General features: G+C 59.8%; 28 protein-coding genes. 23 read left to right on the top strand and 5 right to left on the bottom strand.

Annotated elements, in window-relative coordinates:
• Window positions 1-18: 18 nt before the first annotated feature.
• Window positions 19-453, bottom strand: coding sequence for a DUF7313 family protein (locus AArcSt11_RS14780; protein ID WP_250598208.1), 435 nt, complete (start codon window positions 451-453; stop codon window positions 19-21).
• A gap of 73 nt (window positions 454-526) precedes the next feature.
• Window positions 527-1,300, bottom strand: coding sequence for an NAD(+)/NADH kinase (locus AArcSt11_RS14775; RefSeq protein ID WP_250598207.1), 774 nt, complete (start codon window positions 1,298-1,300; stop codon window positions 527-529).
• A gap of 93 nt (window positions 1,301-1,393) precedes the next feature.
• Here AArcSt11_RS14775 and AArcSt11_RS14770 point away from each other — a divergent pair, with 93 nt between their 5' ends.
• Together AArcSt11_RS14770 and AArcSt11_RS14765 are read left to right on the top strand one after the other, a co-directional pair.
• Complete coding sequence (locus AArcSt11_RS14770; RefSeq protein ID WP_250598206.1) at window positions 1,394-2,458, top strand: polyprenyl synthetase family protein; 1,065 nt, start codon at window positions 1,394-1,396, stop codon at window positions 2,456-2,458.
• 52 nt (window positions 2,459-2,510) lie between these two features.
• Window positions 2,511-3,194 (top strand): plastocyanin/azurin family copper-binding protein, encoded by a 684-nt coding sequence (locus tag AArcSt11_RS14765; RefSeq protein ID WP_250598205.1) that lies wholly within the window; start codon window positions 2,511-2,513, stop codon window positions 3,192-3,194.
• 1 nt (window position 3,195) lies between these two features.
• On the opposite strand, the gene AArcSt11_RS14760 is transcribed toward AArcSt11_RS14765, so the two are convergent.
• Entirely contained in the window at window positions 3,196-3,726 is a 531-nt protein-coding gene (locus AArcSt11_RS14760) for a type II toxin-antitoxin system RatA family toxin (protein ID WP_250598204.1), read from the bottom strand.
• 137 nt (window positions 3,727-3,863) lie between these two features.
• Between AArcSt11_RS14760 and AArcSt11_RS14755 the strand changes: the two genes are divergently transcribed.
• The 13 genes from AArcSt11_RS14755 to AArcSt11_RS14695 all read left to right on the top strand — a co-directional run bounded on the left by AArcSt11_RS14755 (window position 3,864) and on the right by AArcSt11_RS14695 (window position 15,385).
• Window positions 3,864-4,430 carry a response regulator gene (locus AArcSt11_RS14755; RefSeq protein ID WP_250598203.1) on the top strand — a complete coding sequence of 189 codons (567 nt, stop codon included), beginning with the start codon at window positions 3,864-3,866 and terminating at the stop codon, window positions 4,428-4,430.
• 83 nt (window positions 4,431-4,513) lie between these two features.
• Entirely contained in the window at window positions 4,514-5,737 is a 1,224-nt protein-coding gene (coaBC, locus tag AArcSt11_RS14750; protein WP_250598201.1) for a bifunctional phosphopantothenoylcysteine decarboxylase/phosphopantothenate--cysteine ligase CoaBC, read from the top strand.
• Window positions 5,738-5,994: 257 nt separating this feature from the next.
• Window positions 5,995-7,071, top strand: a complete 1,077-nt coding sequence (locus tag AArcSt11_RS14745; protein ID WP_250598199.1) for a monovalent cation/H+ antiporter subunit E — start codon at window positions 5,995-5,997, stop codon at window positions 7,069-7,071.
• On the top strand, window positions 7,068-7,355 hold the full coding sequence (locus AArcSt11_RS14740) for a cation:proton antiporter (protein WP_250598197.1): 288 nt from the start codon (window positions 7,068-7,070) through the stop codon (window positions 7,353-7,355). Before AArcSt11_RS14745 ends, AArcSt11_RS14740 begins: the two co-directional genes overlap by 4 nt.
• Complete coding sequence (mnhG, locus tag AArcSt11_RS14735; RefSeq protein ID WP_250598195.1) at window positions 7,352-7,726, top strand: monovalent cation/H(+) antiporter subunit G; 375 nt, start codon at window positions 7,352-7,354, stop codon at window positions 7,724-7,726. The genes AArcSt11_RS14740 and mnhG overlap by 4 nt, the downstream gene beginning before the upstream one ends.
• Window positions 7,723-8,265 carry a DUF4040 domain-containing protein gene (locus AArcSt11_RS14730; protein ID WP_250598193.1) on the top strand — a complete coding sequence of 181 codons (543 nt, stop codon included), beginning with the start codon at window positions 7,723-7,725 and terminating at the stop codon, window positions 8,263-8,265. The genes mnhG and AArcSt11_RS14730 overlap by 4 nt, the downstream gene beginning before the upstream one ends.
• Window positions 8,262-8,762, top strand: coding sequence for an MnhB domain-containing protein (locus AArcSt11_RS14725; protein ID WP_250598191.1), 501 nt, complete (start codon window positions 8,262-8,264; stop codon window positions 8,760-8,762). The genes AArcSt11_RS14730 and AArcSt11_RS14725 overlap by 4 nt, the downstream gene beginning before the upstream one ends.
• Entirely contained in the window at window positions 8,759-9,136 is a 378-nt protein-coding gene (locus tag AArcSt11_RS14720) for a cation:proton antiporter subunit C (protein WP_250598189.1), read from the top strand. Before AArcSt11_RS14725 ends, AArcSt11_RS14720 begins: the two co-directional genes overlap by 4 nt.
• The gene (locus AArcSt11_RS14715; protein ID WP_250598187.1) at window positions 9,129-10,787 is read left to right on the top strand and encodes a monovalent cation/H+ antiporter subunit D family protein; all 1,659 of its coding nucleotides are present in this window, start codon (window positions 9,129-9,131) and stop codon (window positions 10,785-10,787) included. Before AArcSt11_RS14720 ends, AArcSt11_RS14715 begins: the two co-directional genes overlap by 8 nt.
• Window positions 10,787-12,628 (top strand): proton-conducting transporter transmembrane domain-containing protein, encoded by a 1,842-nt coding sequence (locus AArcSt11_RS14710; RefSeq protein ID WP_250598185.1) that lies wholly within the window; start codon window positions 10,787-10,789, stop codon window positions 12,626-12,628. Before AArcSt11_RS14715 ends, AArcSt11_RS14710 begins: the two co-directional genes overlap by 1 nt.
• Window positions 12,625-14,484: a Na(+)/H(+) antiporter subunit D gene (locus AArcSt11_RS14705; protein ID WP_250598184.1), complete on the top strand. Its 1,860-nt coding sequence runs from the start codon at window positions 12,625-12,627 to the stop codon at window positions 14,482-14,484. The genes AArcSt11_RS14710 and AArcSt11_RS14705 overlap by 4 nt, the downstream gene beginning before the upstream one ends.
• A gap of 53 nt (window positions 14,485-14,537) precedes the next feature.
• Entirely contained in the window at window positions 14,538-15,035 is a 498-nt protein-coding gene (locus tag AArcSt11_RS14700; RefSeq protein ID WP_250598183.1) for a type IV pilin domain-containing protein, read from the top strand.
• Between the two features lie 65 nt (window positions 15,036-15,100).
• Window positions 15,101-15,385, top strand: coding sequence for a translation initiation factor eIF-1A (locus AArcSt11_RS14695; protein ID WP_259372665.1), 285 nt, complete (start codon window positions 15,101-15,103; stop codon window positions 15,383-15,385).
• 205 nt (window positions 15,386-15,590) lie between these two features.
• Here the strand turns inward: AArcSt11_RS14695 and AArcSt11_RS14690 are convergent, their stop codons facing one another.
• Entirely contained in the window at window positions 15,591-15,821 is a 231-nt protein-coding gene (locus AArcSt11_RS14690; RefSeq protein WP_250598182.1) for a DUF8106 domain-containing protein, read from the bottom strand.
• Window positions 15,822-15,940: 119 nt separating this feature from the next.
• Between AArcSt11_RS14690 and hpt the strand changes: the two genes are divergently transcribed.
• The 8 genes from hpt to AArcSt11_RS14650 all read left to right on the top strand — a co-directional run bounded on the left by hpt (window position 15,941) and on the right by AArcSt11_RS14650 (window position 24,825).
• Window positions 15,941-16,510 (top strand): hypoxanthine/guanine phosphoribosyltransferase, encoded by a 570-nt coding sequence (gene hpt, locus AArcSt11_RS14685; protein ID WP_250598181.1) that lies wholly within the window; start codon window positions 15,941-15,943, stop codon window positions 16,508-16,510.
• A 143-nt stretch (window positions 16,511-16,653) separates the two neighbouring features.
• Window positions 16,654-17,304, top strand: a complete 651-nt coding sequence (locus AArcSt11_RS14680) for a hypothetical protein (RefSeq protein ID WP_250598180.1) — start codon at window positions 16,654-16,656, stop codon at window positions 17,302-17,304.
• 177 nt (window positions 17,305-17,481) lie between these two features.
• Window positions 17,482-19,371 (top strand): ABC transporter substrate-binding protein, encoded by a 1,890-nt coding sequence (locus AArcSt11_RS14675; RefSeq protein ID WP_250598178.1) that lies wholly within the window; start codon window positions 17,482-17,484, stop codon window positions 19,369-19,371.
• 44 nt (window positions 19,372-19,415) lie between these two features.
• Window positions 19,416-20,372 (top strand): ABC transporter permease, encoded by a 957-nt coding sequence (locus tag AArcSt11_RS14670; RefSeq protein WP_250598176.1) that lies wholly within the window; start codon window positions 19,416-19,418, stop codon window positions 20,370-20,372.
• Window positions 20,365-21,414, top strand: a complete 1,050-nt coding sequence (locus AArcSt11_RS14665) for an ABC transporter permease (RefSeq protein ID WP_250598174.1) — start codon at window positions 20,365-20,367, stop codon at window positions 21,412-21,414. The genes AArcSt11_RS14670 and AArcSt11_RS14665 overlap by 8 nt, the downstream gene beginning before the upstream one ends.
• The gene (locus AArcSt11_RS14660) at window positions 21,414-22,790 is read left to right on the top strand and encodes an ABC transporter ATP-binding protein (RefSeq protein ID WP_250598172.1); all 1,377 of its coding nucleotides are present in this window, start codon (window positions 21,414-21,416) and stop codon (window positions 22,788-22,790) included. The genes AArcSt11_RS14665 and AArcSt11_RS14660 overlap by 1 nt, the downstream gene beginning before the upstream one ends.
• On the top strand, window positions 22,780-24,237 hold the full coding sequence (locus AArcSt11_RS14655) for an ABC transporter ATP-binding protein (RefSeq protein ID WP_250598171.1): 1,458 nt from the start codon (window positions 22,780-22,782) through the stop codon (window positions 24,235-24,237). Before AArcSt11_RS14660 ends, AArcSt11_RS14655 begins: the two co-directional genes overlap by 11 nt.
• 45 nt (window positions 24,238-24,282) lie before the next feature.
• Window positions 24,283-24,825 carry a DUF7974 family protein gene (locus AArcSt11_RS14650; RefSeq protein ID WP_250598170.1) on the top strand — a complete coding sequence of 181 codons (543 nt, stop codon included), beginning with the start codon at window positions 24,283-24,285 and terminating at the stop codon, window positions 24,823-24,825.
• Here AArcSt11_RS14650 and AArcSt11_RS14645 read toward each other — a convergent pair whose 3' ends face one another.
• The gene (locus AArcSt11_RS14645) at window positions 24,826-25,755 is read right to left on the bottom strand and encodes a DUF8054 domain-containing protein (RefSeq protein ID WP_250598169.1); all 930 of its coding nucleotides are present in this window, start codon (window positions 25,753-25,755) and stop codon (window positions 24,826-24,828) included.
• Window positions 25,756-25,870: the final 115 nt, after the last annotated feature.

Genomic DNA, 25,870 nt, shown 5'->3' with positions numbered 1-25,870 from the left:
AACCCCCAACGACCACGCCTAGACGATGCTCTCCCAGATCGGCTGGACGACGAAAAAGAGGCTGCGATAGGAAACGTAGAGGAAGACGAGTCCCCATGCTGCCAGCGCTCCTTTGGGAAGTTCTATCTTCGCTTCACGTCGGGCTTCGGCGAGCCGAGCCTCGAACTCGAAGAAATCCGTGAAGAAGAGTCCGATCACGAGGATCGTCAGCAGGACGCCTGCGTGGAAAGTCACCGTCAGATAATAAAACGTCCCGAGCAACAGGAGGACGTTCGAGGCCGCATGAACGGGATGGCGAACGATTGCCTCGGCTCCCCCTTCCTCGTATTGTGATTTGTACTGTCGCTGGGCGACGAGTCGCGTCAGTCCATTGACCAGCACCAGTACCAGTAGCACCTCCTCTATATACGGCAACAGCAGATCTACCGGGCCGAGCAACGAATTCGGGTCCATATCTCACACACAGTGGTTAACCCATTAGAGTTTTTCCAATCTACTCCCGTCAATCGACCTGATTTGATACGTCCTACTGATCGTCGACCCAGTAGGGTTCGCTTTCGGTGACCACTGCGAGTTGGAGCGGTACTCCTGGGGTCAGTGTGACGTCTACACCGGGCGCAACGTGCCCGTATCGTCGGTCATCGACGAGTAGTTCCACCGGCCCGTCGTCGCGCTCTACGCGGAGGGTGACTGGCTCACCCGTGCCGAGGACCCAACTGTCCCGATCGGTCGCGAACTGTGCGATCGGGACGGCCACGACGCCAGTTCCTGGAGCGAGCATTGGGCCTCTTGCGGCGGCCGCGTAGCCGTGCGAGCCGGTCGGAGTGGCGACCACGACGCCATCAGCGCGGAACTGTGTCACCCGGTTGCTCTTCGTGTGGATGCTGTACTCCGAGATTCGGGCTGGCTCCTCGGTAACGAGCATGGCATCCGAGACGGCAATACCGGCGTCAGTTCCACCGACTGTTACGGTGTATCGACACTGTTCGACCGTATTGAACTCCCCTGAAACAAGTTCGCTGATCGCACTTTCGAGCGAGTCAGCCGGAACTGATCGAACGCCCGGTCCTGCGTCGATCGGGAGTATCGGGACAGTCGTTCCTGTCCGGCCGAGATCGAGCACCGTACAGTTGCCCTGAGCAACGATACCGTCCGGGTCGGCTTCCAGCAGCTCCGTGACAGCTCCGACGATCGGTGATCCTCCGGCATCCTGAACGGCTCCGGTGATCCGATCGACGAGACCATCGGTGCCATCCTGATCGACGATCCCGATCACATTGCCACCGTGGCCGCAATCCATACCTCCGCCTTCGGGACGCTTCACAAAAGGCTGCGTGATTTGTCGCGACGGTGTAACTGAACCTTTTTACAGTACGGTTGCGACCGATGGAGTATGCGGGAGACGCTCGCCGAGTGGCAGCCGGTGGTCGACGAAGCGATCGAGGAGGTGATCCCACGACGGATCGACGAGGAGTACCTGACGGAATTTTTCGGTCCGGCGACCTACGCGTACGATCCGGAGACGCTCCAGCGGGCACTGTCAGATCCTGTCTGGGAACTGCTCGATCGCGGGGGAAAACGATGGCGAGCGATCGTCTTTCTGTTGCTCGTCAGGGGCTTTGGTGAGGACCACGAACCGTACCTTCCCTATGCGACGATCCCCGAAATACTTCATACGGGGACGATCATCGTCGACGACGTCGAGGACGGGGCCGCGATGCGTCGCGGCGATCCGGCACTGCACCACGTCTATGGCACCGACGTGGCGCTCAACGCTGGAAACGCGCTGTATTTTATGCCGCTGAAAGTTATCACACAGAACCCTGCTGACCTCGATAACGGTACAAGGCTCGCTCTCTACGAGATGTTGATGGCGGAGCTCAACCGGACCCATCTGGGACAGGGGACCGATATCTGCTGGCACAACGACGGCGGTGTCGAGGTCAGCCGGGAGCAGTATCTGGAGATGTGTGCGTGCAAGACTGGCTGTCTGGGACGGATCGTTGCCCGGTTGGCCGCGATCGTTACGGGCCAGTCCGACGAGCGCGAGCAAGCAGTCGCTCGCTATGCGGAGTTAATGTCAGTTGCCTTTCAGATCGGCGATGACATCCTCGATATCGAGAACTCGCTGGGCGAGGCGGGTGAATTCGGTAAAGAGTTCGGTAACGACATTCGAGAGGGTAAAAAGACGCTGCTCGTGATCCACGCGCTGGAAACGGCGAGCGAGGAACGCGCGGACCGGCTCCGGACGATCCTCAATGCAGAGGAGAACACCGACGAGGAGATACTGGAGGCGATCGATATCCTCCAGCAAACTGACAGCATCGAGTTCTCACGCGAGCGCGCACTCTCGCTCGCTGCCGAGGCGCGGGACCAGCTTGCTGACGCCGACCTTGCGGAACCGGAAGCGTCGATGCTCGCGGAGTTCACCCGATTCGTTGTCGAGCGTGAGCAGTGACCGTCGGGCGCGAACCAAAGTATTCAGTACGCCCCAATTCTAAGGGTCGAGTATGACAGGTACCGACGGACGTGGCGATCTCTCTCGGCGCTCGTTCATGTGGGCGACTGCCGGATCGGCCGCTGCCGCTGCTGGCGGGGCTGGAACCGTGAGCGCACAGGAAGAAAACGGCGAGGAGGAGAACGGCGAGGAAGAGAATGGCGAAGAGGAGAATGGCACGGAGAACGGAGAAGAGGAAAATGGTGAAGAAGAAAACGGCGATGAAGAGAACGGTGCAGCCGAAAACGGTGACGAAGGCGGTGCCACGGAGACGGTGATCGTCGGGCCGGACGGGAACAACGTCTTCGAGCCGGACGATCTGGCGATCGAGCCCGGAACGACGGTCGAGTTCATCTGGGAGTCGGATACGCACAACATCGCGGTTGAGAGCGGTCCCGAGGAGTGGGAGGGCCACGAACCGATCGAGGATACCGGCTTCGAGCACGAACACACCTTCCAGGAAGAGGGCACCTACGAGTACGTCTGTGAGCCCCACGTTGCGGCCGGGATGGATGCGACGCTTACGGTCGAAGAAGGGGCAGGCGGTGGCGGTGGTGGCGGTGGCGGTGCAGCGACCCGCTCGATCCCCGACAGTGCGATGAGCCTCGCGGTCGGAACCATCGGCGCGATGGTCTCGACGCTTGCGCTGGCGTACTTCTTCATGAAGTACGGCGGGTACGGCGAGGAAATCGAATAGGTCACACTGAGGACGGGCGGTCGTGAATCGTCAACTCGACCGGCCTTCGTTCCCCTTCGAGATCTTCGACGATCCGTTCGACGATCCGTTCGGCCTCTTCGAGGATCAGCGGCTTCACCTTATTTATTGCCCAGCCTACGGAGACGAATCGCGGCAAGTCGAGTGCGCCCGATCGTGCCGTGTCCGTATCGAACTCGACGACGAAATGGACCCGACAGGCGTGGTCTTTGCCCTCTCGCTCCGATTCGTCGAGCGGGTCGATCCGCCAGAACCCGTGCGCGTGAATGTCCTTGATCACTTCCCAGTCGATCCGGGTTGGCGGATCGGTGTCTGTGACCTCCGAGTGAGCCGTGTAGTTCAGCTTCCACCAGGCAAATCGTAGTGTATACCGGGTTCCTTCCTTGCCTTCGCCATGCGCTCGCACCTTCTGTAGATACTCGGAGTAGTCCGCGTATCGGGGGAAGTCCTCGAGGAACTCGTAGATCTCTTCGGGGGGTAGATAGACGACTGTGCTTACCTCTACTCGATCCACGTTCGTCAGTATGGTGGATACAAGGTAAATGTTGTGCGGCGTTTCCCGTTGGGTGGCCTGACCTGAGTTCTCAGGGGTTGTATGAGCACGTGCTCGCCCGAAACTATTACGACGACAGACGACACATCTACGGGTAGATGGCTGAAGCTCACGGCTGTGTGCTGGTCGTCGACGACGATCCACGGGTGGCACGCGTCTACGCCGAGCAACTGCGCAACGCCCACACCGTCAGAGTCGCGTACAGCGGCACCGAAGCACTGGATAGTCTCGACGATGATGTCGACATCGTCCTGCTGGATCGGCGGATGCCCGGGCTAACCGGTGACCAGGTACTCGAACGGATCCGCGAGCAGGGGCTGAACTGCCAGGTTGCGATGGTGACTGCGGTCGAACCCGACTTCGAGATCATTGATATGGAGTTCGACGAGTACCTGTTCAAACCAGTTACCGGTGATCAGTTGCTCACAACGGTCGATCACCTGCTCCACCGAGCCACGGTCGATAGCTCCCTGCAGGAATTCTTCCGTCTCGCGTCGAAACGCGCTGCGCTCGAAGCGGAAAAGTCACAGACTGAACTCGAACACAGCGACGAATTTTCCGAACTGACGTCACAGTTCGAACTGCTCAGAGATGAGCTGAGAGACTCGCTTGACGAACTTGATGATGCCGAGGCGTTCGAGCTGGCGCTTTCGAGATGGGAATAGCCGTCGTGGTGTCCAGATATCGGTCTCTCTGGTCTCCCGTCCGACGATAGTGTTTAGAGACCGTAGCGTGAACTCCGGAACGAATGCTAGAGGACGTCAACGTCGCGCTCGGAGTGACCGGAAGCATCGCCGCGGTCAAAACCGTTGAGCTAGCCCACGAGCTCCGTCGCCGCGGCGCATCGGTTCGAGCCGTGATGACCTCCAGCGCGCGCGGCATCGTCCACCCATGGGCGGTCGAGTTCGCGACAGACCGATCGGTCGTCACGGAGATCACCGGTGACGTCGAACACGTCGAACTCTGTGGTCGGGATGGCTGGGCCGACGTCTTTCTGATCGCCCCCGCGACGGCAAATACGGTCGGGAAGATTGCGGGCGCGATCGACGACACGCCCGTAACGACGTGCGCGACGACCGCAATCGGTGCCGACGTGCCAGTCGTGATCGCACCCGCGATGCACGAACCGATGTATGACCACCCCGGCGTGTTAGAAGCGATCGAGCGCGTCGAGGCGTGGGGCGTCGAGTTCGTCGATCCCCGTGTCGAGGAGGGGAAAGCCAAGATTGCCAACGAAGAAACGATCGCTATCGAAGTGGCCCGCAGTGCGGGTGAACGCCCGCTTGCGGGCGAGCACGTGGTCGTTACGAGCGGGGCGACGGCGGAGCCAATCGACCCCGTTCGAGTGCTGACGAACCGGTCGTCCGGGCGAACCGGACGAAGTGTCGCTCGCGCCTGTTATGTACTCGGCGCGGACGTCACGCTCGTGCACGGCGTCGTGGGACCACACCTCCCGTCGGGGACGCCCGATGATCCGACCTTCGGTGCTGGCTCTCCGGTCCCGTACGCGGAGTACGTTCCCGTCGAAACCGCGAGCGAAATGCTCGATGCAGCGGAGGGTGCAGTCGAAGATGCCGATGCACTGATCGCCGCCGCCGCAGTCGGCGATTATACACCTGAACCACACGACACCAAGCTCCGGTCGGGACAGGAACTGGCCCTTGATCTCGATCCCACGCCGAAACTGATTGACGCGATCAGAGAGCACAGACCGGAGTTACCGATCATCGGCTTCAAAGCGGAGACGGCGGATTCGACCGAGGAGATGGTAGCGGCGGCTCGCGAAATTCTCGACCGCGTCGGTCTCGCGTTCGTTGTCGCCAACGATGCAAGCGTAATGGGGGCAAACGAGACCGCGGCACAGTTCGTCACTGCGGACAGTGCGGAGTCCTTTACAGGGTCGAAAGCTGACCTCGCGTGGCACCTTGCAGAGCGCCTCGCGACAGAGCTTTCGGACCCCACCAGGCTGTAAACTGTAAGAGCGGTCAGTTTTATGAGCCATGGGTCGCGGTACCGTTTATAAAATCTGCTTCCCACCCATCTATGATTTAAAATACGGGATGTCATTCCGCTTGTTTCGGAAGACGCCCGGTGGATAACGAAATTGTTTTCGGTCGGATACCGCTTGTTGCGAGTAACGAACCGAGCCATGAGTATCGTAATTGTAAAAAGCGTCGGACGGATCGCCGAGAGTTCACGAATATCGAAGTCGGCCAGGAGGTGGCCGTCGTGAGCACCCAGCGCGTACTCGTTCCCGTTGAGGAATCCTCTACCCTGCGACAGACTATCGCATACGCCGTCGAATCGGCGTTTGACAGGGCGGGCCCCTCCGGGTCGGTCGAACTCGTTTTCGTCGATATCCTCGCGGCTGCCGTGACTGGACCGACCGGCGAGTCGCTGCGATCGGAGGCCGAGTCCCTGCTTGACCGGGCACGCATCTGGGCGACCGAGGACGCCGGGGGCCGTCCGGAGGATCTTCGGATCGAGACGACGGTCCTCGGTGCCGAGGAGTACCTGTTCAGTCCCACGGACTACGCCCGAGTAATCGAGCGGGCAGCAACAGAGCGGGGGATCGATCGGGTCGTGTTCGACCCGGAGTACGACCCCGGTGTCGGGCAACCGCTGCTACAGCCACTGGAGGCGGCGCTTCGAGAGAGCGGAACGGTGACAGTCGATGAGGCAGCCGTCACCCCCGACCGGATGCAACTCCCGCTCGTCAGCGCTGCGACAGCAAGCAAGTATGCGGGCATGTTCGTCGTGTCGTTCCTCTTCTACCAGGTGCTCGGTGGACTGGCACCCATCTTCGAGTTCGGCGAGTTTTACGGGACATTCGATCTCGTGACCGGCGTCATCGCAGCGGCTGTAACGACAGTCGCGCTCTCGCAGGTCTCGTTTTCGAACTCGCCGTCGCTTCGGGAGTCGCCAAAGCGACTGCTCCGGTGGTGTCTGTACGTACCGTATCTACTCGTCCAGATCATCAAATCGAATATTGCTATCGCCATCGTTATCATGCGCCCCTCGATGCCGATTGACCCGAAAATGACGCGCATGCGCGGTGCGGTCTGGGGTGGACTCCCCGTGACGACGCTCGCGAATAGTATTACACTGACACCCGGAACGCTGTCCGTTCGCGTGCAGGGCCAGAAGATGACAGTTCACACACTGATCCCCGACGCTCGCGAGGACCTGTTTGATGGTGCACTCGAACGAGCGGTTCGGTTTGTCTTCTTCGGGCGTCGTGCGATGCGTATCGAGAGTCCCCGGGACCGTGGTGACGCGGAAGTAATCGGAGGTGACGAAGAGTGACCCTTACCGGTGACACGCTCAACGATATCTTCCTCGTTGCTGCGGCGCTTTTCGTTTTGCTTGCCGTACTGATGCTCTATCGGGTGATCAAAGGCCCGACGATGCAAGATCGCGTACTCGCGGTGAACGTCCTCGGGACGAACACCGTTGTGATCCTTGCGCTGCTTGCGGCCGCGCTCGACGAGCCGTGGTTCCTCGATATCGCGCTGATCTACGCGCTCCTTAACTTCCTGATGGCGGTCGCCATCTCGAAGTTCACCGTGGAACGGGGTGGTGTCATATGATCGAATCCGTCCGGTTTGGTGCGATCATCGTGCTATTAGTGGGTGGGCTGTTCTTTACGCTGGTCTCTGCAGTTGGCGTTATCCGGCTTCCGGATGTCTACTCGCGAACCCACACCGCGTCTCAGACTGACACGCTCGGGGCTGGACTCGCGCTTGCAGCAGTCGCGCTCGCACTCGGGTGGACCACGTCGTCGATCCTGACTGTTATCCTGCTGTTTTTCATCTTCGTGACGAACCCGACGGCGGCTCACGCCATCGCACGGGCTGCCGACGAGGAGGGAATCACGCCGTGGACAGTCGAGGACGACCGTACTGACGAGGAGCTGGCGGCCGACGCCAGGCGACGAACTGACGGAGGTGACGACCGATGATTAGCCCCGTCGAAGCGACGTTGATCGTCTTCGTTTTGCTTACAGCGCTGGCGACCGCGCTGTTCCGGGACGTGCTCGCGGCGATTATCGTCTTCGGGGCCTACAGCCTCGGGATGGCCGTGTTCTACACGTTCCTCCGCGCGCCGGACGTCGCCATGACCGAGGCTGCGATCGGTGCCGGTGTCACGACCCTGCTCTTGCTTCTGACGATCGCAAAGACGGTTCGGCCGTCCCACGAGGAAACGTTCGAGTCGATCGACTGGCCGGCGGTGGCGGTGGTCGGTCTCTTCACGGTCGTCGTCCTGCAGACGATGAGTGCGTTCCCCGCTGTGGGTGATTCGAACGCGCCCGCGTGGGCGAACCCGGATGTGACCCAGTACTACATCGACAACACGTACGTCGATACTGGCGTCAACAACGCGGTGACAGCAGTACTTGCCGCCTACCGCGGCTTCGACACGTTCGGCGAGGCGGTCGTCGTCTTCGCCGCCGGGATCGCGGTACTGGTCGTGCTTCAGCGAGAGGTGTTCACGGAATGAGTGCAGATCGAAAGCTGGATTCCGACGAGGAGTACGAGACACAGTACGTCGAGAGTCAGGTAATCATGTCGACCGTGCAGGTCGTCGCTCCGTTCGCGCTTACCTACGCGCTCTTTATGACGTTCCACGGCGCGAGTACGCCCGGTGGCGGGTTCCAGGGCGGTGCAATCATGGGATCGGTCGTCCTGATGATCGCCTTTGCCTTCGGTATCGAGCCGACCCGACGCTGGCTCCAGAACAAAGTCGTGGTCGGCCTCGCGGCGGGCGGGACTGCCTTCTTCGTCCTCGTTGGGCTCGGGACCATCGCACTCGGTGGCGCGTTCCTCGAATACGAACTGTACGGCGAGGCACTCCCGATCTTTGCCGAGTCCGGCGATGCGATTAGTTGGGGGATGGAAGCCATCGAAATCGGCGGGATCGCGCTCATCGTCTCCGGGATCATCATGGGTCTGTTTTTCGCTACCGCGGCAGGCTACGACGGTGGTGATCGCGCATGATCGAGAGTACACTCGAACTGCTGGCCACGCGGTACACGTACATCGTGTTCGTGTTCCTCATCGCGATCGGACTGTACATGATGATCGCCAGCCCGAACCTCGTCAAGAAGCTGATCGGGGTCAACCTGTTCCAGACGTCGGCGTTTCTGTTTTTCGTCACCTCGGCGTACGTCGAGGGAGGACAGTCCGCCGTCGTTCCAGCCGGGGAGGCGACGGGAACGTACGTCAGTCCGCTACCACACGTGATCGTGCTGACTGCGATCGTCGTCGGCGTCAGTCTCACGGCGGTCGGGCTGGCGCTTATTGTCCGGATCTACAGCGAGTACGGCACGCTCCGTGAGGACGTCCTCCGGGAGGTGCGTGCCGATGAGTAACGCCGACGCGATCCCTGCGCTACTGATCGCCCTCCCGATCCTCGCGGCGACGCTCCCGCTCGGGCTTGGATTACTCCGCGAGCGGATCGGCTGGTCGATTGCGGCTGTCACGCTAGCCGTCGAGACAGTACTGGCTGGGTTGGTCGCCGTCGTGGTTATCGGCAACGGGACCGTCCGTCACCAGCTCGGCGGATTCGTTCCACCACGCGGGATCGAGCTGGTCGTCGATCTGTACTCGCTGCTCGTGATCTCGCTGATCGCCGCGTTCTCGCTTGCCGTGCTCGTGTTCTCGCGGCGGGCCGGACCCCGTGGGAACGCGTTCTACAGTGCGTACTTACTGCTGGTTGGCGGCCTGATGGGCGTCGCGCTGACCGGCGACCTGTTCAACATGTTCGTCTTCCTCGAAATCACGGGGATCGCCACGTACGCGCTGGTTGCCAGTAGCCGCCGTGCCGATGCCGCTGTCGCGTCGCTGAAATACCTGCTGATCGGAACGGTCGGCGCATCCCTGTTCCTGATCGGCGTCGGTTACCTCTACGTGGCGACGGGGACGCTGAACATGGTCGATCTCTCGCAGGCGCTCGCCGGACAGACCGAGGTCGTCCAGAACGCCGAGATGTACGAGGGCTACGACGAGCTCTACAGCTACCCGCTCGTACTGGCCTCCTTTGGATTCATCGCCGTTGGGCTCCTGACCAAAGCGGCGATCTACCCGCTTCACACCTGGCAGCCCGACGCCTACGCGACCGCGCCACACAGCGTCACGGCGCTGATCTCCGCGCTCGTCTCGACCGTCGGCGCGTACGCGCTCGGCCGCGTCATGTTCACCGTCTACACCGTGGACTTCTTCGAGGCCGTGCCCGAGGCTGCGCTGTTCATCGCGGTCATCGGCTCGGTCAGCATTCTCGCCGGATCGGTACTCGCGGTGATCCAGCGCGACGTCAAGCGGATGCTGGCGTACTCCTCTGTCGCGCAGTTCGGGCTGATCGTCGCTGCGTTCGGACTGGCGGCCTACGCCCCCTCTATCGGGGCGGAGACGGCGGCCCGGTACGCCCTGCTCGGCGCGCTCGTCCACCTCGTCGGCCACGGCGTAATGAAGGGTGGGGCCTTCCTCGCGGTCGGCGGCGTTGCGTTGAGTACCGGCGCACGAACCGTCGACGAGTACGCAAACCTCGCCCGACGACGGCCCTTCTTCGCCGGATCGATCGCCATCCTCGGGATCGGGCTGGTCGGCGTCCCGCCGACGGTCGGCTTCGTCGGCAAGTGGTTCGTTGCTGTCGGAGCGGTCCAGTCCGAACTCTGGCCCGTCGTCGCGGTGATCATCCTCAGTACCCTCCTGACGCTCGCGTACGTCGCGCGCCTGCTGGAGAAGATGTACTTCGACCATCCCGGCGGCGAGCCACACGACCACGAGGGCGGAGTCGCGGCCGACGGTGGCGAGCACGCCGCCACTGACGGCGGCACTGAGTCGGCTTCCCAGGCTACCACCGGGGGCGTCGTCGGCTCCCGCGTGACGATCGCGGCGACCCTACTCGTCGTCGGGCTGGCGCTGGTCACGATCGCGCTCGGCTTCGCTGGCGGCGCGTTCGATGCCGTGCTCGAACCGATTATCGACCAGTTCCTTGCCGGTCCCCAGGAGGTGACCCAGTAATGCCCCAGCCATCTATCTTGCCGCTCGCTGCCGTCCTCATTTCGGCGGTCGCGACGGCGCTGATCGTCGCGTCGTATCGCTATCCGAACGTCCGCGAGTCGTGGTCCGTGCTGGCCGCACTCGCCAAGTTCGGCGTGATCGCCAGTATGCTCCCCGGCATCCTCGACGGCGAGGAGTACGTCTGGAGTATGCAAGAGCAACTCGGCGTCCAGTTCCTGCCGGGGATCGACTTCGTGCTCCGGGCCGATCCGCTCGGCATGCTCTTCGCTATGCTGGCGAGTTTCCTCTGGATCTTCACCGCCTTCTACACCGCGGGCTACATGCGCGGGCTCGGCGAGCACGCCCAGACGCGGTTTTTCGCGGCGTTCGCGGCGAGCCTCTCGACGGCAGTCGGGATCGCCTTCGCGGGCAACCTCGTCACGATCTTCCTCTTTTACGAACTGCTCTCGGTCGCGACCTACCCGCTGGTCGCCCACGACGAGACCGAGGAGGCCCGCATCGCCGGCCGGAAGTACCTCGCGTACACTTTCTTCGGCGGCGGCGTCCTCGTGCTCGGCGGGACAGTGTTGACCTACTGGCTGACCGGGCTTCAGGGGGCGGCAACCGTGACGTTCGGCGAGACCGCAACCGCGCTGGCGCAGGCGGATCCGATCTTCGCCCAGATCACCTTTGCGATGCTCGCGCTCGGCTTCGGCGTCAAAGCGGCGATCATGCCGCTGCACTCGTGGCTGCCCGACGCGATGGTTGCGCCGACACCCGTTTCAGGGCTGCTCCACGCGGTCGCAGTCGTCAAATCCGGAGCCTTCGGGGTCGCTCGCGTCGTGATCGACGTGTTCGGGCTCGAACTCACCGCCACTCTCGGGATGGCGACCGCACTTGCCGCGCTGGCCGCGTTCACGCTGCTGGCGTCGAGTGTCATCGCGCTCCGCAAGGACAATCTCAAGCGACGGCTGGCCTACTCCACGGTGAGCCAGCTCTCGTATATCGTCCTGGGGATCGCCCTCGGGGCGATCGCCTTCGGATCGGGGGCAGACCCGCGCTACGCGGCGATCGCGCTCGCCGGGGGGCTGCTGCATATCCCCGCCCACGCGTTCATGAAACTCACCCTGTTTTTCTGTGCAGGGGCGATCCACGTCGAGACCCACACCGACGACATCAGCGACATGGCGGGGATCGGGAAACGGATGCCACTGACGCTTTCGGCGTTTGCCATCGCTGCAGCCGGGATGGCTGGCATCCCGCTCGTCGCTGGCTTCGTCAGCAAGTTCTACATGCTCGTCGGCGCGTCGGCCGACCCCTCGATGTGGGCCTTCGCGGCCGCGCTGGTCGTCAGTGGCGTGTTCAACGTCGCGTACTTCTGGCCGGTCGTCTACCAGGCCTTCTTCGAGAGCGAGGACGCCCACGACGCGAAACCGCTCGTCGAGTTCCCGATCGGCGGCAAACGCGTCGGGGACGTGAAGGAGGGGCTCCTGACTGACGGCGGGACGCCAGAGGACGATACGGACGCCGACGAGGGGCTCGCAGTGGATGCACACCCAAGTGACGCGGATGTCCCGTTCGGCGTCGGATCGGATGATGCAGGGGCGTCCGATGGTCACGATGACCACACCGAAGACCACGATGCCCACCACGACGACGATCATCACCACCACGGTGGCCCGCCGGAGGGCGGCTGGGTCCGGCACAAGCCGTGGACCGAGAGCACGTGGCTCATGTTGATGCCGATTACGGTGATCGTCACCGGAGCGATCGCACTCGGGATCGTGCCCGATCATGCGGTCTTCCTGGACGTGGTCGAAGTGATTGCGGAAGCCGCAACCGGTGCGGAGGTGGCACTATGAACGAACTACTGACCAGTCTCTACCCGCCAGCGCTCGTGCTCGTGGCCGCGTTCCTCGTGGTGGTTCTGCCACGGGCCGTCGGCCACGCGCTCGGCGCGCTGGCGACCCTGTCGGCGCTCGTTGTTGCACAGTTCGCGGAGAAGGGCGATCATCTCGCCACGTCGTTCCTCGGCTTCGATGGAGCGATCTTCTTCCAGATCGACGCGGGTTCGCAGTTGCTGGCAACAGCTATCGGGATCCTCGGGACCGCTGCGGTCGTCTACGCCTACAGTAGCGACGCACCGCGGGTGATGACGGCGTTCGCGCTCGCGTACGTCGCCTCGACGCTCGGCGTCGTGTTCTCCGGTGACTGGCTGACGCTGATCTTCTACTGGGAGCTGATGGCTGTCACGTCGACGCTGCTCGTCTGGCATCATGGCGGCGAAGCGGTCCGTGCGGGCTTCCGCTACGCTATTGCCCACGGAATCGGCGGGAGCCTGTTCCTCTTTGCTGTCGTCTGGCATCTCGCGGCGGGCGGCGGGATGGCGATCGACGGCGGCATCGCAGTTGAGGGTGCCGCGAGCCTCTCTGCACTCGGCGGAATCACAGCTCCGGCCCTGCTCGCGGGACTGGGGATCGGCGTCAACTGTGGGTTCATCGGACTCCACACGTGGCTGCCCGACACCTACCCGCGCCCACACATCGCGGCGTCGGTCTTCCTCTCAGTGTTTACCACGAAGACCGGCGCATACGTCCTCTGGCAGGCGTTCCCCGAGGGCGCGCTCTGGCTGGCCTACCTCGGCGGTGTGATGGCCGTTTACGGCGTTGTCTTCGCCCTACTCCAGCACGATATGCGCGCGCTGCTGTCCTATCACATCATGGCGCAGGTCGGTTACATGGTCGCCGCAATCGGGTTGATCTCGGTCGCCGGCACGCCCGAGATCAGTGGGGCCGGTGCGCTCGCCCACGCCTTCAACAACGTGCTGTTCAAGGCACTGCTGTTCATGGCGGTCGGCGTCATCATCTTCCGGACCGGGGAGGAGGATCTCTACCATCTCGGCGGCCTCTGGCGGGAGATGCCGATCACGGCGGCCGGGTTCGGACTCGGAGCGCTCTCGATCACGGCGATCCCGCTGTTCAACGGGTTCATCAGCAAGGGGATGATCTTGGACGCCGCCGATCCGGGCTACTTCGGCGGTGGCAACGAAATCGTCTACTGGCTGCTCTGGATCGGGGCGGTCGGCACCTTCCTCTCGTTCATCAAGCTGGGTTACTACGCCTTCTTCAACGGCGAGTACGGGGGCAGCGTTCGGGACGCCAGGCCGGGCCAGTCAGTCGCCATGCTGGCGGTCGGCGGGGCATGTGTGTTCTTCGGCGTCTTCTGGGGAGCGCTCGCGGGGCTGGTCCCCGGCGGCGAGGCGCTCGATCTGACTCCGTATAGCACGGGGCACCTGCTCGACGCCGCGACGCTGCTGACCGTCAGCGTCATCGGTTTCGTGATCATCAAGAAACCGCTCAGCAAGATCGGCCACGTCCACGATATGGAACGGTTCATCAACCCACTCGTCTTCTATGGCGGTCGCGGGCTCGTCATCGGGACGACCGAGCTATACGCTGCGGTCGACCGGACGGCGGTTCGGACCGTCAGGGCCTGCTACTGGATGGGAACGAATCCCGTTCGAACGGCCGAGATTGCCACCAGTCGGCTCCCGGGTATCGACATCGGCTCGCCACGGGACCGACGATCCGCCGACGGGGGGAAGGTCGGCGAGACGCCCGAGGAGCGACCGTCGACCATCTACTTGCGTGCGGGCATGGGGACGTCGATCCTCATACTGACGGGCGCGCTCGCGCTCGTCCTGCTCTTGCTGATCTGAGCGCCCCCGTTCAACCGTAGCCCTTACCCTCGCTCCGTTCTACGATTCAGTAGATGTCCCGTTCCGACCCCCCGCCGGTCGAAGAGACGTGGCGACCACCGCGCAGGGCGACTCTCCTGCTCGTCGTCGCGATTATCGTCGTCGGCACGCTCTTTGGCTTCATGGCCTTCTATCTCGTGGGAAATGCAGAGGAAGCCCCTGACACCAGCTTCGAGATCGAACAGTACGGGCAGGACGGACAGCAACTCAGGCTCGGAGATCTCTCGGGAGAGCCGATCAACGATCCCGAGACGATCGTCGTCTTTGTCGACGGTGAACGCGTCGCCACCGGCTCGGACTGGGCGAACAGCGCGGACGGCCTCGACGAGGATAGCGCCCTGTACGTGGCAGAGGATGCTGACGGGGAAGTCGTCGTCGCAGATGACCCCGAACACGAGTCCTTCGAACGCGGACTGATCGCTGGTACCGGTGTCGAGGTGCTCTGGGCCAGTTCATCGACCGACAGCACTGCCGCACTCGCCACGCACGAAGTCGAGTTCGTGGGGGAGTAGTCAGTCGTGTTCCACGCTACCACGTGCATCAAATCCTTTAAACGTAGTTCGGCCGTAGGTATGGTGTGAGCGAAGAATCTGGGCGTCGAAACCTTCGAATGCCCGACGACAATGAGGTATTTGCAGTCGTCACCGAACACCTCGGTGGCAACCACGTACGACTCCGCTGTGCTGACGGCGAGGAGCGGCTCGGCCGAATTCCCGGGCGCATGAAATACCGGACATGGATCAACGAGGACGACGTCGTCCTCGCCGAGCCATGGGACTGGCAGGACGAAAAGGCCAACATCGAGTGGCGCTACGACGGTCAGGCCGCGGACCAGCTGCGCCGCGAAGGCCACATTCAGTAGTTTCTCTTTTCTCTCCGCCGAATCAGGTGTCCGAATAGCGATTGCTCTCGACACCGTGTTTGTCGACTCCACGAGTGGTCTTCAGTGGATGCATGAGCGAGCGTCTGGACGTCTACACCGCACAGAATACAAGACCCCGCGGGCGTGCGGAGGTCGACGAGTCGTGTGAGAGAGCTCGCCTCTCGCAAACTCGCCCTCCAATGGATTACGATTCGGCCGAGTGATGTTCGTTGACCGCACGTTCAGTGCGCTCGAAGGACGGTCGGCGTTCGATCACTGCGTCACAACTGGGACAGCTCCGGAGTTCTGCGCCATGGCGCTGCTCGCTCAACCAGTCGCCGTCGACGGCGCTTTCGTGATCACAGATCGGACAGATCAGTACTCGTTTGGATCGGTTGTCGGGTGGTTCGTGCGATGGTTCTATGGAGGAACTCATTACATCTCTGTACGTGCTCGACGGGTGTAAACCCCGCGCCAAAGTCGAAACGACCGTGAACGATCGATCGGACCGAACTGTTTCCGTCATCTTTACCTGCCGCGTGCAGTAGTCCCAACATGGACCAGTTGAAGCGGTCGCTCCTCGACGCGCCGATCATCGAAAAAAACGGCTATCATTACTTTGTCCACCCCATCAGCGACGGCGTCCCGATGCTCGAACCCGAACTCCTCCGGGAGATCGTCATTCGGATCATCCGCAAGGCGGATCTCGAAGATGTCGACAAGATCGTTACGCCCGCCGCGATGGGGATCCACATCTCCACGGCGGTCTCCTTGATGACCGATATCCCGCTGGTTGTCATCCGCAAGCGCCAGTACGGGCTCGACGGTGAGGTCGCGCTCTTTCAGGAAACCGGCTACTCCGAATCCGAGATGTACATCAACGACGTCTACGAGGGCGACCGCGTGCTGGTGCTCGACGACGTGCTCTCGACCGGTGGGACGCTGAAGGCTATCCTCGGCTCGCTCGAAGACATCGGTGCGGACGTCATCGACGTCGTTGCCGTCATCAAGAAGGTAGGCGGCGAGAACGCGCTCGAAGGCACCGAGTACGACGCGAAGACGCTGATCAACGTCGACGTGGTTGACGGAGAGGTTGTCATCGTCGACGAGAACGGGGACGACTGATTGTTCGTTCACCACGCAGTGTCTTCTCCGGCAAAGGACCTATGCGTTATCAAGTTCAACACGTTTCATGTATTCATTTATGACACAACTAGTACGAGGTGCCTCGGAATATCAGAAGTACAAGCGTAATATAGAGAGTATCTATGACTGAGGACACACGTGAACAGACTGAGCACGAATTTGGGGAGGACCAGGTGCTGCGATACGGGGAGGTAGCTGCTGCAGTTGGCGAACCCGACAAGCGGTTTGGGCGGCTCGACGATCAGTTCGTCTTGATCCCTGAACAGTTGTTGGGTTGGAGCATGATCAAAGAAAACGAGGTCGAGTCGCGGGAAATCGACCTGTCTAATATCAGTTCGAACGGCCAAGGACTGGTTCTTACCAAACTGGAACCTACGTCACTGCAGACACTCTCGGCCAAAATCCAGCACGGAACTCAGCTGTCAGAACAGGAGGCTCGTGTCGTCGTTCTCTTTTCGGGACTTGTGTACGATCGCGAGAGGGTAGCCGCGGAACTCGATATGGAAGAGCGTGAGGTTGAGCGCTGTCTCACGACGGTCGAAGGGCGGTATGATAAAGAGCAGATCGTTGCAGATCTCACAGCGAACACCGATCTCGATACGATGGAAGCGGAAGTGTTCACTCTCGCGAAAACCTTTGAGTACGACCACGAAGCGATCGCCGCTGAACTCGACCTTGCTGAGCCGACAGTCGCAGAGATGCTTCGAAACATTGAAACAGAGCACGAGATTGACGGCCTTGCGAAAAACGGTAATAACGGAACAAAGGTTTAATTGCTGTAGTTATATCCGTCTCTCTGTTCCGATTTCCAAGAAAGAGTGTCAATCGACGATAGTTTTTTATGTAGGGAATGTGGATGTGGTTGTATGTCTCGTGGTAGCGAGTTAGTCAACCTAGAAAGCACTCGACGAAAGCTTCTAGGAATAGTCGGCACAGGAGCAGCCGTCGGTTTGGCTGGTTGCTTTGGTGGCGATGAAGAGGAGAACGGAGAAGAGAACGGCGATGAAAACGGAACGGCGACCGAGGATCCGGGCGAACTCGAGGATCTTCAGGAGGGAGGGCATCTTCGAGCCGGCGTTGGATCGAACGTTGACTCGTTCGACCCACCGTATAGTAATGACACGACGTCCACGCTCTCACAGTCGCTCATCTTCGAATCGCTAGCGACGACCGATAACGAGGGGAACCTCTATCCGTGGCTCGCCGAGGACTGGGAGGTAGTTGACGCCCAGGACGTCGCGGTCGACGGAACGGATTACGAGCCGTACATGCGGACGATAACGGCTGGCGAGGAAGGGGTCGTCGATACGGATGGTCAGCAAGAGGTCGTCCGTCACCCACAAGACCTTGCTCCCGAGGAGGGCGATGAGGTACGAACGCTGCTCTTCGAGGATGCCGCTGACGCCGTTGAGGACGGTACGTATGGCGTGCACATCCGGTATCACCTCCGAGAAGGTGTCGAGTTCCACAACGGTGAGGAGGTCACTGCAGAGAACGTCGTCGCATCGTACGATCGGATCCAGTTGTCCGACGTCGACGCACAGTATTTCGACTCGACGTTGTACTACGAGGAGATCGACGAGTACACGGTTGATATTTACGCTCAAGTTCCGGATGCGGAGGCCGAACGGGAGCTACCACCGCTGTACGTGTACACAGTTGAGCAGGCGGAGCTTCCAAACGGCGAACTCGATCCTCGTCAAGGTAACGACCCGATCGGTACTGGCCCCTACGAGTTTGTCGAGATGGAGGACGAGCAGTACGTCGACTACGAGAAGTCCGACAGCTACTGGGTCGAAGAGATGGGTGTCGATTCAATCGACTGGTTCGACGGGCCGGAAGCGTACCCCGATGGACCGGTGATCGACGAGGTTTCGCTGGAGATTATCCCCGACGATGCGACCCGATCCGGTGCGCTTCAGGACGACGAGATTGACGTCACGACCGGCCTCGCATCGGCCACGCTCAACGATTTCGATGCTGACGACGAGTTTACTGTCACAGCCGTAGAAACAGGTGGATACACGTATCTTCAGCCACCCGTGAACGTGGAACCATGGGATGACCAGCGACTTCGTCAGGCGTTCAACAAACTGGTCCCGAGAGACCTAATCGTCGAGAACATCTTCGACGGTTGGGCCCGCCCAGCGTTCACGATGATCCCAGAACTCGCACAGGGAGCAGGGACAGCGGATGCAGCGGCTCTCGAAGACGATGTCCGTCATTACAACGAGTACGACCCGGAGGAGGCTTCCGAAATGGTCCAGGAAGTCTTCGACGACTACGGTATCGAGGCACCGCTAGAGGTCCAACTCGAAACCAACGTCGACAACGACGATCGGGTTGCCATGGTCGAGCTGATTGCGGAATCGATGCAGGAAACCGGGCTGTTCGAGACGACTGTCGAGACGTACGAGTGGACGACCTACCTCGGTCGCGTTCTCGACCCTGAGTACGGTGAACGCGGTCATATTGCCGGTGTTGGACTCTCGGGTACATTCAATCCGCACAGCTTCTGTGATGCGCTACACCACAGTAGCAACGTCGGCCAGTGTTGTAACCTGGCAGGTATCAGTGAGGACTGGATCGACGAGGCGCTCGACAACGCCCGATACGGCGCAGAGGTTGCCGAGGACGTGGACCTGCGTCGTGAGCGATACGACGAACTCTTCCGTGATCTGGAAGAGTACGCTGGCAGTGCGGTCACCCACTTTGGCGTTCAGGAGTCGGTTCTCACAGCCGACCTCTCGAACTGGGCACAGTGGCCGTTCCATGAGGATTACCTCAGTTACGCACTGTACGCGCCAGCCGACGAGCGCGTGGCCTGGTTCGAAGCGTAACAGCGGATCCAGTTCGCTGATCTTCGCGTGAGATATTTTTCAATATGAGCCTCAGACGATTCATAGCGAAACGAGTGTTGCTCGTCTTCCCAATACTGTTTGGTGTATCAGTCATTACTTTCGCCCTCGTTCACTGGACTCCGGGTGATCCCGTTCAACAGATGGTGGGGTTGAACCCCGATATCACTGCGGCGGAGGAGACCGCGATTCGAGAACGCTACGGGTTGAACGATCCACTCCACGAACAGTACCTGAACTGGCTTGCAAACCTGGCTGTGGGAGACTTCGGTCAGATGTACAGTTCGGGTCGTGATGTGGGTTCGATCGTCTGGATGCGGCTCCCCGAAACGATCCTGCTCGGCATTTTCGGCTGGGTATTTGCTCTCGTTATTGCCATTCCGTCGGGGATTTACGCGGCAGTCAACAAGGATCAGCTGGGCGATTCGGTCAGCCGGATCTTCGCCCTTTCGGGCATCTCGATTCCCAACTTCTGGCTCGGGCTGATGCTCATCCTCGTATTTGCGCTCTATCTGGATTGGTGGTCCGTCACTCCGCCATCTCGACAACCGCTGCTCAGTACCGATATGTTGTACTATCTCATCCTGCCAGGGATCACTATCGGGACTGCCTCAGCGGCGGCATTGATGCGCGTGATGCGCACGTCGATGGCCGAGGAGCTAAACAAGGAGTACGTTACAGCCGCCAGGGCGAAAGGACTGCCGGAACGAACGATTGTACTGAAACACGTCCTGCGTAACTCGCTGATCTCAGTTGTAACGCTCGCCGCGCTCCTGACTGCGAGTATCATTAGCGGATCTGTCGTCGTCGAGTACGTGTTCAACTGGCCTGGACTGGGGCGGGAGTTCATCGAAGCGTTGCAAGGTCACGAAATCGACATGATAATGGCGGTAACGTTGGTTACTGGAACAGCAATCATCATCGCGAATCTCGTCGCAGATATACTGTACGCGGTCTTGGATCCAAGGATCAGATATGACTAGACAGACGCACACGCAACGTGGACGAATCAGAGTCGCCGGGTTCAATCCTGCGACGGTCGAAGAACGAGATCCCGTCTCCGACTGGGTGCCGGATACAGCATCTGAGACAGAGGGTCGATGGGTTCGTGCATTCCGTCGGTTCAAACGCAACCGATCGGCGTTGCTCGGTCTCGCTGTGGTTTCGTTCCTCAGCCTTCTCGCAATCTTTGCTCGCCCCATCACCGCACTCGGATATACTGTGCAACCGTTCGCACTCGCCCCGCACGAACCCACGACGATTCTGTATCTTAGCGTGGACTCGTCGGTCAGTAATTACGACTGGCCGTCGGCGGCGTACTGGTTTGGCGTCGATGGTCGCGGCCGTGATATGTTCTCAAGAGTCATCTATGGCGGCCGCTACAGCATATCGATCGGCTTCGTCGTAGTGGCACTGACGGCAATCTTCGGGATGATCTATGGGAGCGTCTCCGGCTACTACGGTGGCTGGGTCGACGAAGTGCTGATGCGAATCGTCGACACGCTGTACGCATTCCCTGGTCTCGTTCTGGCAGCGATCATCGTTACGCTGTTCGGTGGCGGCTACTGGCAGCTCGTCGCGGCGTTCTCACTTGCCGGATGGATCGGTTACGCTCGCATCATGCGCGGTGAGGTGCTCAAAATCAAGGAGATGGAGTATGTCAAGGCAGCAAAGGCGCTCGGTGCGCGCGACCGTTCGGTCGTACTACGTCACGTGCTCCCGAACGCCATGTCCGAGGTGATCGTCGTCGCGACGCTCAACATCGGAACAGTCGTTATCGGCGTCGCAGCACTTGGGTTCCTCGGACTCGGTATGCCCCCGGGCTCGGCAGAGTGGGGTACTATGCTCGACCAAACGCGTGAGACGCTGATTCAGGGTCCGGGCGGCCGGATCCCGTGGCACGCAACAATATTCCCTGGTGGTGCGATCTTCCTGTTCGTGATGTCGATGAACATGATCGGTGACGGCATCAACGACGCGCTCGACGCCCAGGAGAGCGGTGTCACTCACGGGGGTGCACAGTAATGGCTCTACTGGAGGTCAATAACCTCACAGTCCGGTTTTATACCGGAGACGGCACGGTGACGGCTGTAGACAACATCTCCTACACGGTAGAACGGGGAGAGAAATTCGGTGTCGTCGGAGAGAGCGGGGCTGGAAAAAGCGTCACTGCCCTGTCGTTGATGCGACTCATCGAGGACCCGGGACAGATAGAGGGCGGCAGTATCAAAATCACGGATTCGAGCATTGTCGAATCCTTCCAGGAGTACTACGGTATCGAAACGTTGTCGGGAGCGCACGACTACGTAATTGATCTCGAAACACTCCGTCATGATCACGACCTGACCTCGATTGCAGAACGTATCGAGGCGCTTGACGGACCTGCCGCTGATCTCACGGGTGCCCGATACGAATCACCGACCGAAATGGCGAGACAAAACGATCTCACGATTGACGACATCGTGGGATTCGGCTACGCCACCGAGCTCGGTATCGTCGACGAGGACGCCTTCATCGTCGTCGATGGGGATCGTCAGTATCTGGAGTTGATGCTCGCTCCGGAGAGTGCCGTTAGACGACTCCGGGGGAATCATATCGCGATGATCTTTCAGGACGCTCAGACCGCACTCAACCCGGTGTATACGGTTGGCGAGCAGATTTCCGAGACGATTAGACATCACCTAGATTATAGCGAGGCGGAAGCCAAAGAACGAGCGATCCGGCTTCTCGATAGAGTCGGGATTCCGGAGGCAGAAACACGGTACTCCGACTATCCACACGAGTTCTCGGGTGGGATGCAACAACGAGCAGTCATCGCGATGTCGCTGTCGTGTGATCCGGACCTGCTCATCTGTGACGAGCCCACGACCGCGCTGGACGTCACAATCGAAACAAAGATACTGGATTTGATCCGCGAGCTTGCGGATGATTTCGACACGGCGGTCCAGTTCATCACCCACGATCTCGGTGTCATCGCAGAACTGTGCGATAGGGTAATGGTAATGTATGCTGGGAAGCCTGTCGAGAAGGCATCAGTCGAACAGTTGTATTACGAGCCAAAACACCCGTATACGGCAGGACTGATGAGTTCGATCCCACGGATCGGTGATGACAGCGACCGGCTCCAGACGATCCCAGGGACGATGCCTGATCTCGTAGAGCTCCCCTCCGGCTGTAGCTTCCATCCTCGGTGCCCGTACGCAGAAGAGGCCTGTGCTCGGAAGGAACCGCAGTTACTGAACCCCGAGTCAGGAGATATAGTCACTGATCCCAACGAACGGTCGGCCTCGTGTCTCGCCTACTCCGGTGATCTACGAACTGAACTCGGATTTGAGGTCGTCATCGACGAATCGGGTGCACCAACAGATACGACGCCAGTAGAATCTAACCATGAGTACTAGAGACGAGCCGCTGCTTACGGTGAACAATCTGAAAAAATACTACGATACCAGCGAAGGGTTCATCGAGGGACTCCTCGGCAAATCCCAGAAAGTTAAAGCAGTCGACGACGTAAGTTTCGAGCTATATCCCGGTGAAACACTCGGTGTTGTCGGCGAGAGTGGCTGTGGGAAGTCGACGCTTGGACAGGCCCTGGTTCGACTGGTTGAGCCGGACAGTGGTGAAGTGCTGTTCGACACGGTTGATGAGGACGAAGACGACGTGGTTGATCCAGATAGTGATGAAGTGATGTTCGACACGGCTGGCGAGGATGACGATACGGTCGAGCCGGATAGTGGTGAAGTGCAGTTTCGGGGTGAGGATATCACACAGCTCTCCCGAGGCAGACTCAGGGAGATGCGGAAGGACATCCAGTACATCTTTCAGGATCCGTACTCGAGTTTGAACCCCCGGATGACTGTCGGTGATATCATCGGCGAACCATTGAAAATACACAATATCGCGGATGGCGCGGAACGAACTGAGCGCATCCACGAACTACTGGACGAAGTCGGACTGAACCCGAGCCACGCGAACCGCTACCCCCACGAGTTTTCCGGCGGACAAAAGCAACGAATCGGTATTGCTCGAGCACTTGCTGTCGACCCGGATGTCATCATTTGTGACGAACCCGTGAGCGCGCTCGACGTATCAGTGCAGGCGCAAATCCTCAATCTCCTGGAGGACTTACAAGAGCGGTTCGATCTGGCGTACCTGTTCATCGCCCATGACCTGAGTGTCGTCGAGCATATCTCGGACCGGGTAGCAGTAATGTACCTCGGTAAGTTTGCCGAGGTCGGATCGACTGAAGACGTGTATGCGCCACCGTACCACCCGTACACGGAGGCACTATTGTCTGCAATTCCCGAACCGGATCCGCTCTGGGAGGGCGATCAGATTCTGTTGCCAGGATCGCCGCCGTCCCCGATCAATCCTCCATCGGGTTGTCGATTCCATACCCGTTGCCCGCGCATTATACAACCGCCGGAATACGATCTCGACCAAGAGGTCTGGCGAGCGCTCACCTCTCTCAAGCAACGGGCTCTTGGAGCTAAATCTGCGAATGCGATACTTTCGCTTAGCGAGACCGAAGACGAAGACATCGGTGAGCTTGATCCAACACAACTCGACACCGATGAGCTTGATCAACTGGTGCGAAGCGAGTTCGATCTTCCCGAACCGGTAGGTGACGGGAACGCTGAAGCGGCGTTCCAAGAACTCATCGAGAGGCTCGAAACGGAAGGACTGGATGGTGCCAAAACCTACCTTGACGATGTATTCGTCTCACCATGTGAGCAACGGGAACCGGAACTGATGGAGTATACGCCCTCTCACGAAATCTCATGTCATCTATACGACGTGGAATACGAGTCCGAAGGGATTGCAGACGATGCAGTCGCGGACGACTAGAGTTTGCCGAATAATTTTTGCGTCTTCACGTCTTGAGACGGACTAATGCGGCGTATCTACGAATCAGGGGCGATCGACCGTAACAACGAAGAGCCGTTCCAGCCCAACGAACGGGATACCAACGATGAGCCACAGGCGATGCGGACCATTCCCTCGACCTATCTCAGTCGGCTGCTCGTTCCTCATCGAATACGAAACTGGGCGATTAGCGTCTCCGTCGACACGCCGCGGGACGAGTTTACAACGGACGAACAGATCTCGTTTGCAGTTACAATGAAAAACAAGCTTCCGATTCCTGTCACTCTGCCAGTTCGATCACCGATCCCATGGATCTGGGAGGTCGATGGATTAACCGATGCATCCCACGTCGAGATTGGAAACCCACCGGACGAGGAGCGTGGGTTCCGGTTTAGCCGCGGGGAGCGACGGACACAGTATCGGCAGTGGGACGGAATGATCAGAATCAGCCGGTCCGAATGGGAACCAGCAGCGGTCGGGGAGCATACGATAGGTGCTGGCATCAATATCGATGGGGCCAAAAATAAGGGACTTTACGACGAGACGACTGTCAAGATCGTTCGTCCGTAGCTATGGGTTGAATCCGCCATCACCCTCGTCGCTCTTTTCCGGGTCCTTTTCAAGCAGATGTGCCCCACAATCCAGACACTGTACAGCCACAACATCGTAGGTCGCACAACAGGATTCCACAACAGACTCGTCTGCGCCGACCGCTCCGCCACAACCGGGACACTGCCGAACGAGCCCTCGCAACTCCCGAAGGATTTCGACGCGCTGTTTCAGTGGTACCTGATCCCAACGGGGACTCAGCGTTTCCAACGCACGATAGAGGGCGGCATCAATCGCAAGTGCTTCTTCCGAGGGCCACTTTCGGATCCGTCGCCCGGCCCGAACAGCCGGATAGTCTCGCTCTTCGACACGGATTGATGACGGTGAGGTATCGTATATCGCACTGATCGTTTCTATCTCGATGGTGAATGTACCCTCGGATAGTCCAGTCTCGAGTTGTTTGTTCCCTTCCGCGGGGTCCGTTTCAGTGTTTTCCGTTTTGAGCGTGTCCAGTTCTTCCCAAAGGCGTTCGTTGAAGTTGGAGGTAAAACATACCTCCGTGTCCATATTGCAGGGTTCGATTGCACCGATCTCTTGGAGAAACGATTCTGCATCTACCCTGTTCTCCCGATAGGCTTCGAGTTTCTCCAGCGTCTCCCACTCCGTCTCATCGTGGCTTTCAGGGCCTTTGTCGAAAGCCGCCAGGACCCGGTTTGGAAGATATCGTTTCGTCAATGTAGGTGTTCCCGGGACGAGATACCCACGGAAATATATCAGTAGTATTGAGCCGACCAAGACGGCTACACCCAGTTCGACCTGAATCCATCCTGCGATCATCGAGAGACCCACAGCGATGAGAAGGTTGACTATTGTACAGGGCACACAGCGGTTCTCCCCAGTATACTCCTCACGCAGGATCATGTCCTGTAGTGAAGAAATCCGGCTCGACATACCAGACGATTGTTCCGGCGGAAATTAACTGTTTTCGGACGCTCGTGTTTTCAATGTGGTTGGAGATACGAAAGCGTCGTACGACTGATGGAGTTCACAGTACCCCGGGCGATCC

This window comes from Natranaeroarchaeum aerophilus (genome assembly GCF_023638055.1).
Taxonomy (GTDB): Archaea; Halobacteriota; Halobacteria; order Halobacteriales; family Natronoarchaeaceae; genus Natranaeroarchaeum; species Natranaeroarchaeum aerophilum.
The sequence above is the reverse complement of the archived record's forward strand: the minus strand, read 5'-3'. Positions and strand labels throughout refer to the sequence as shown.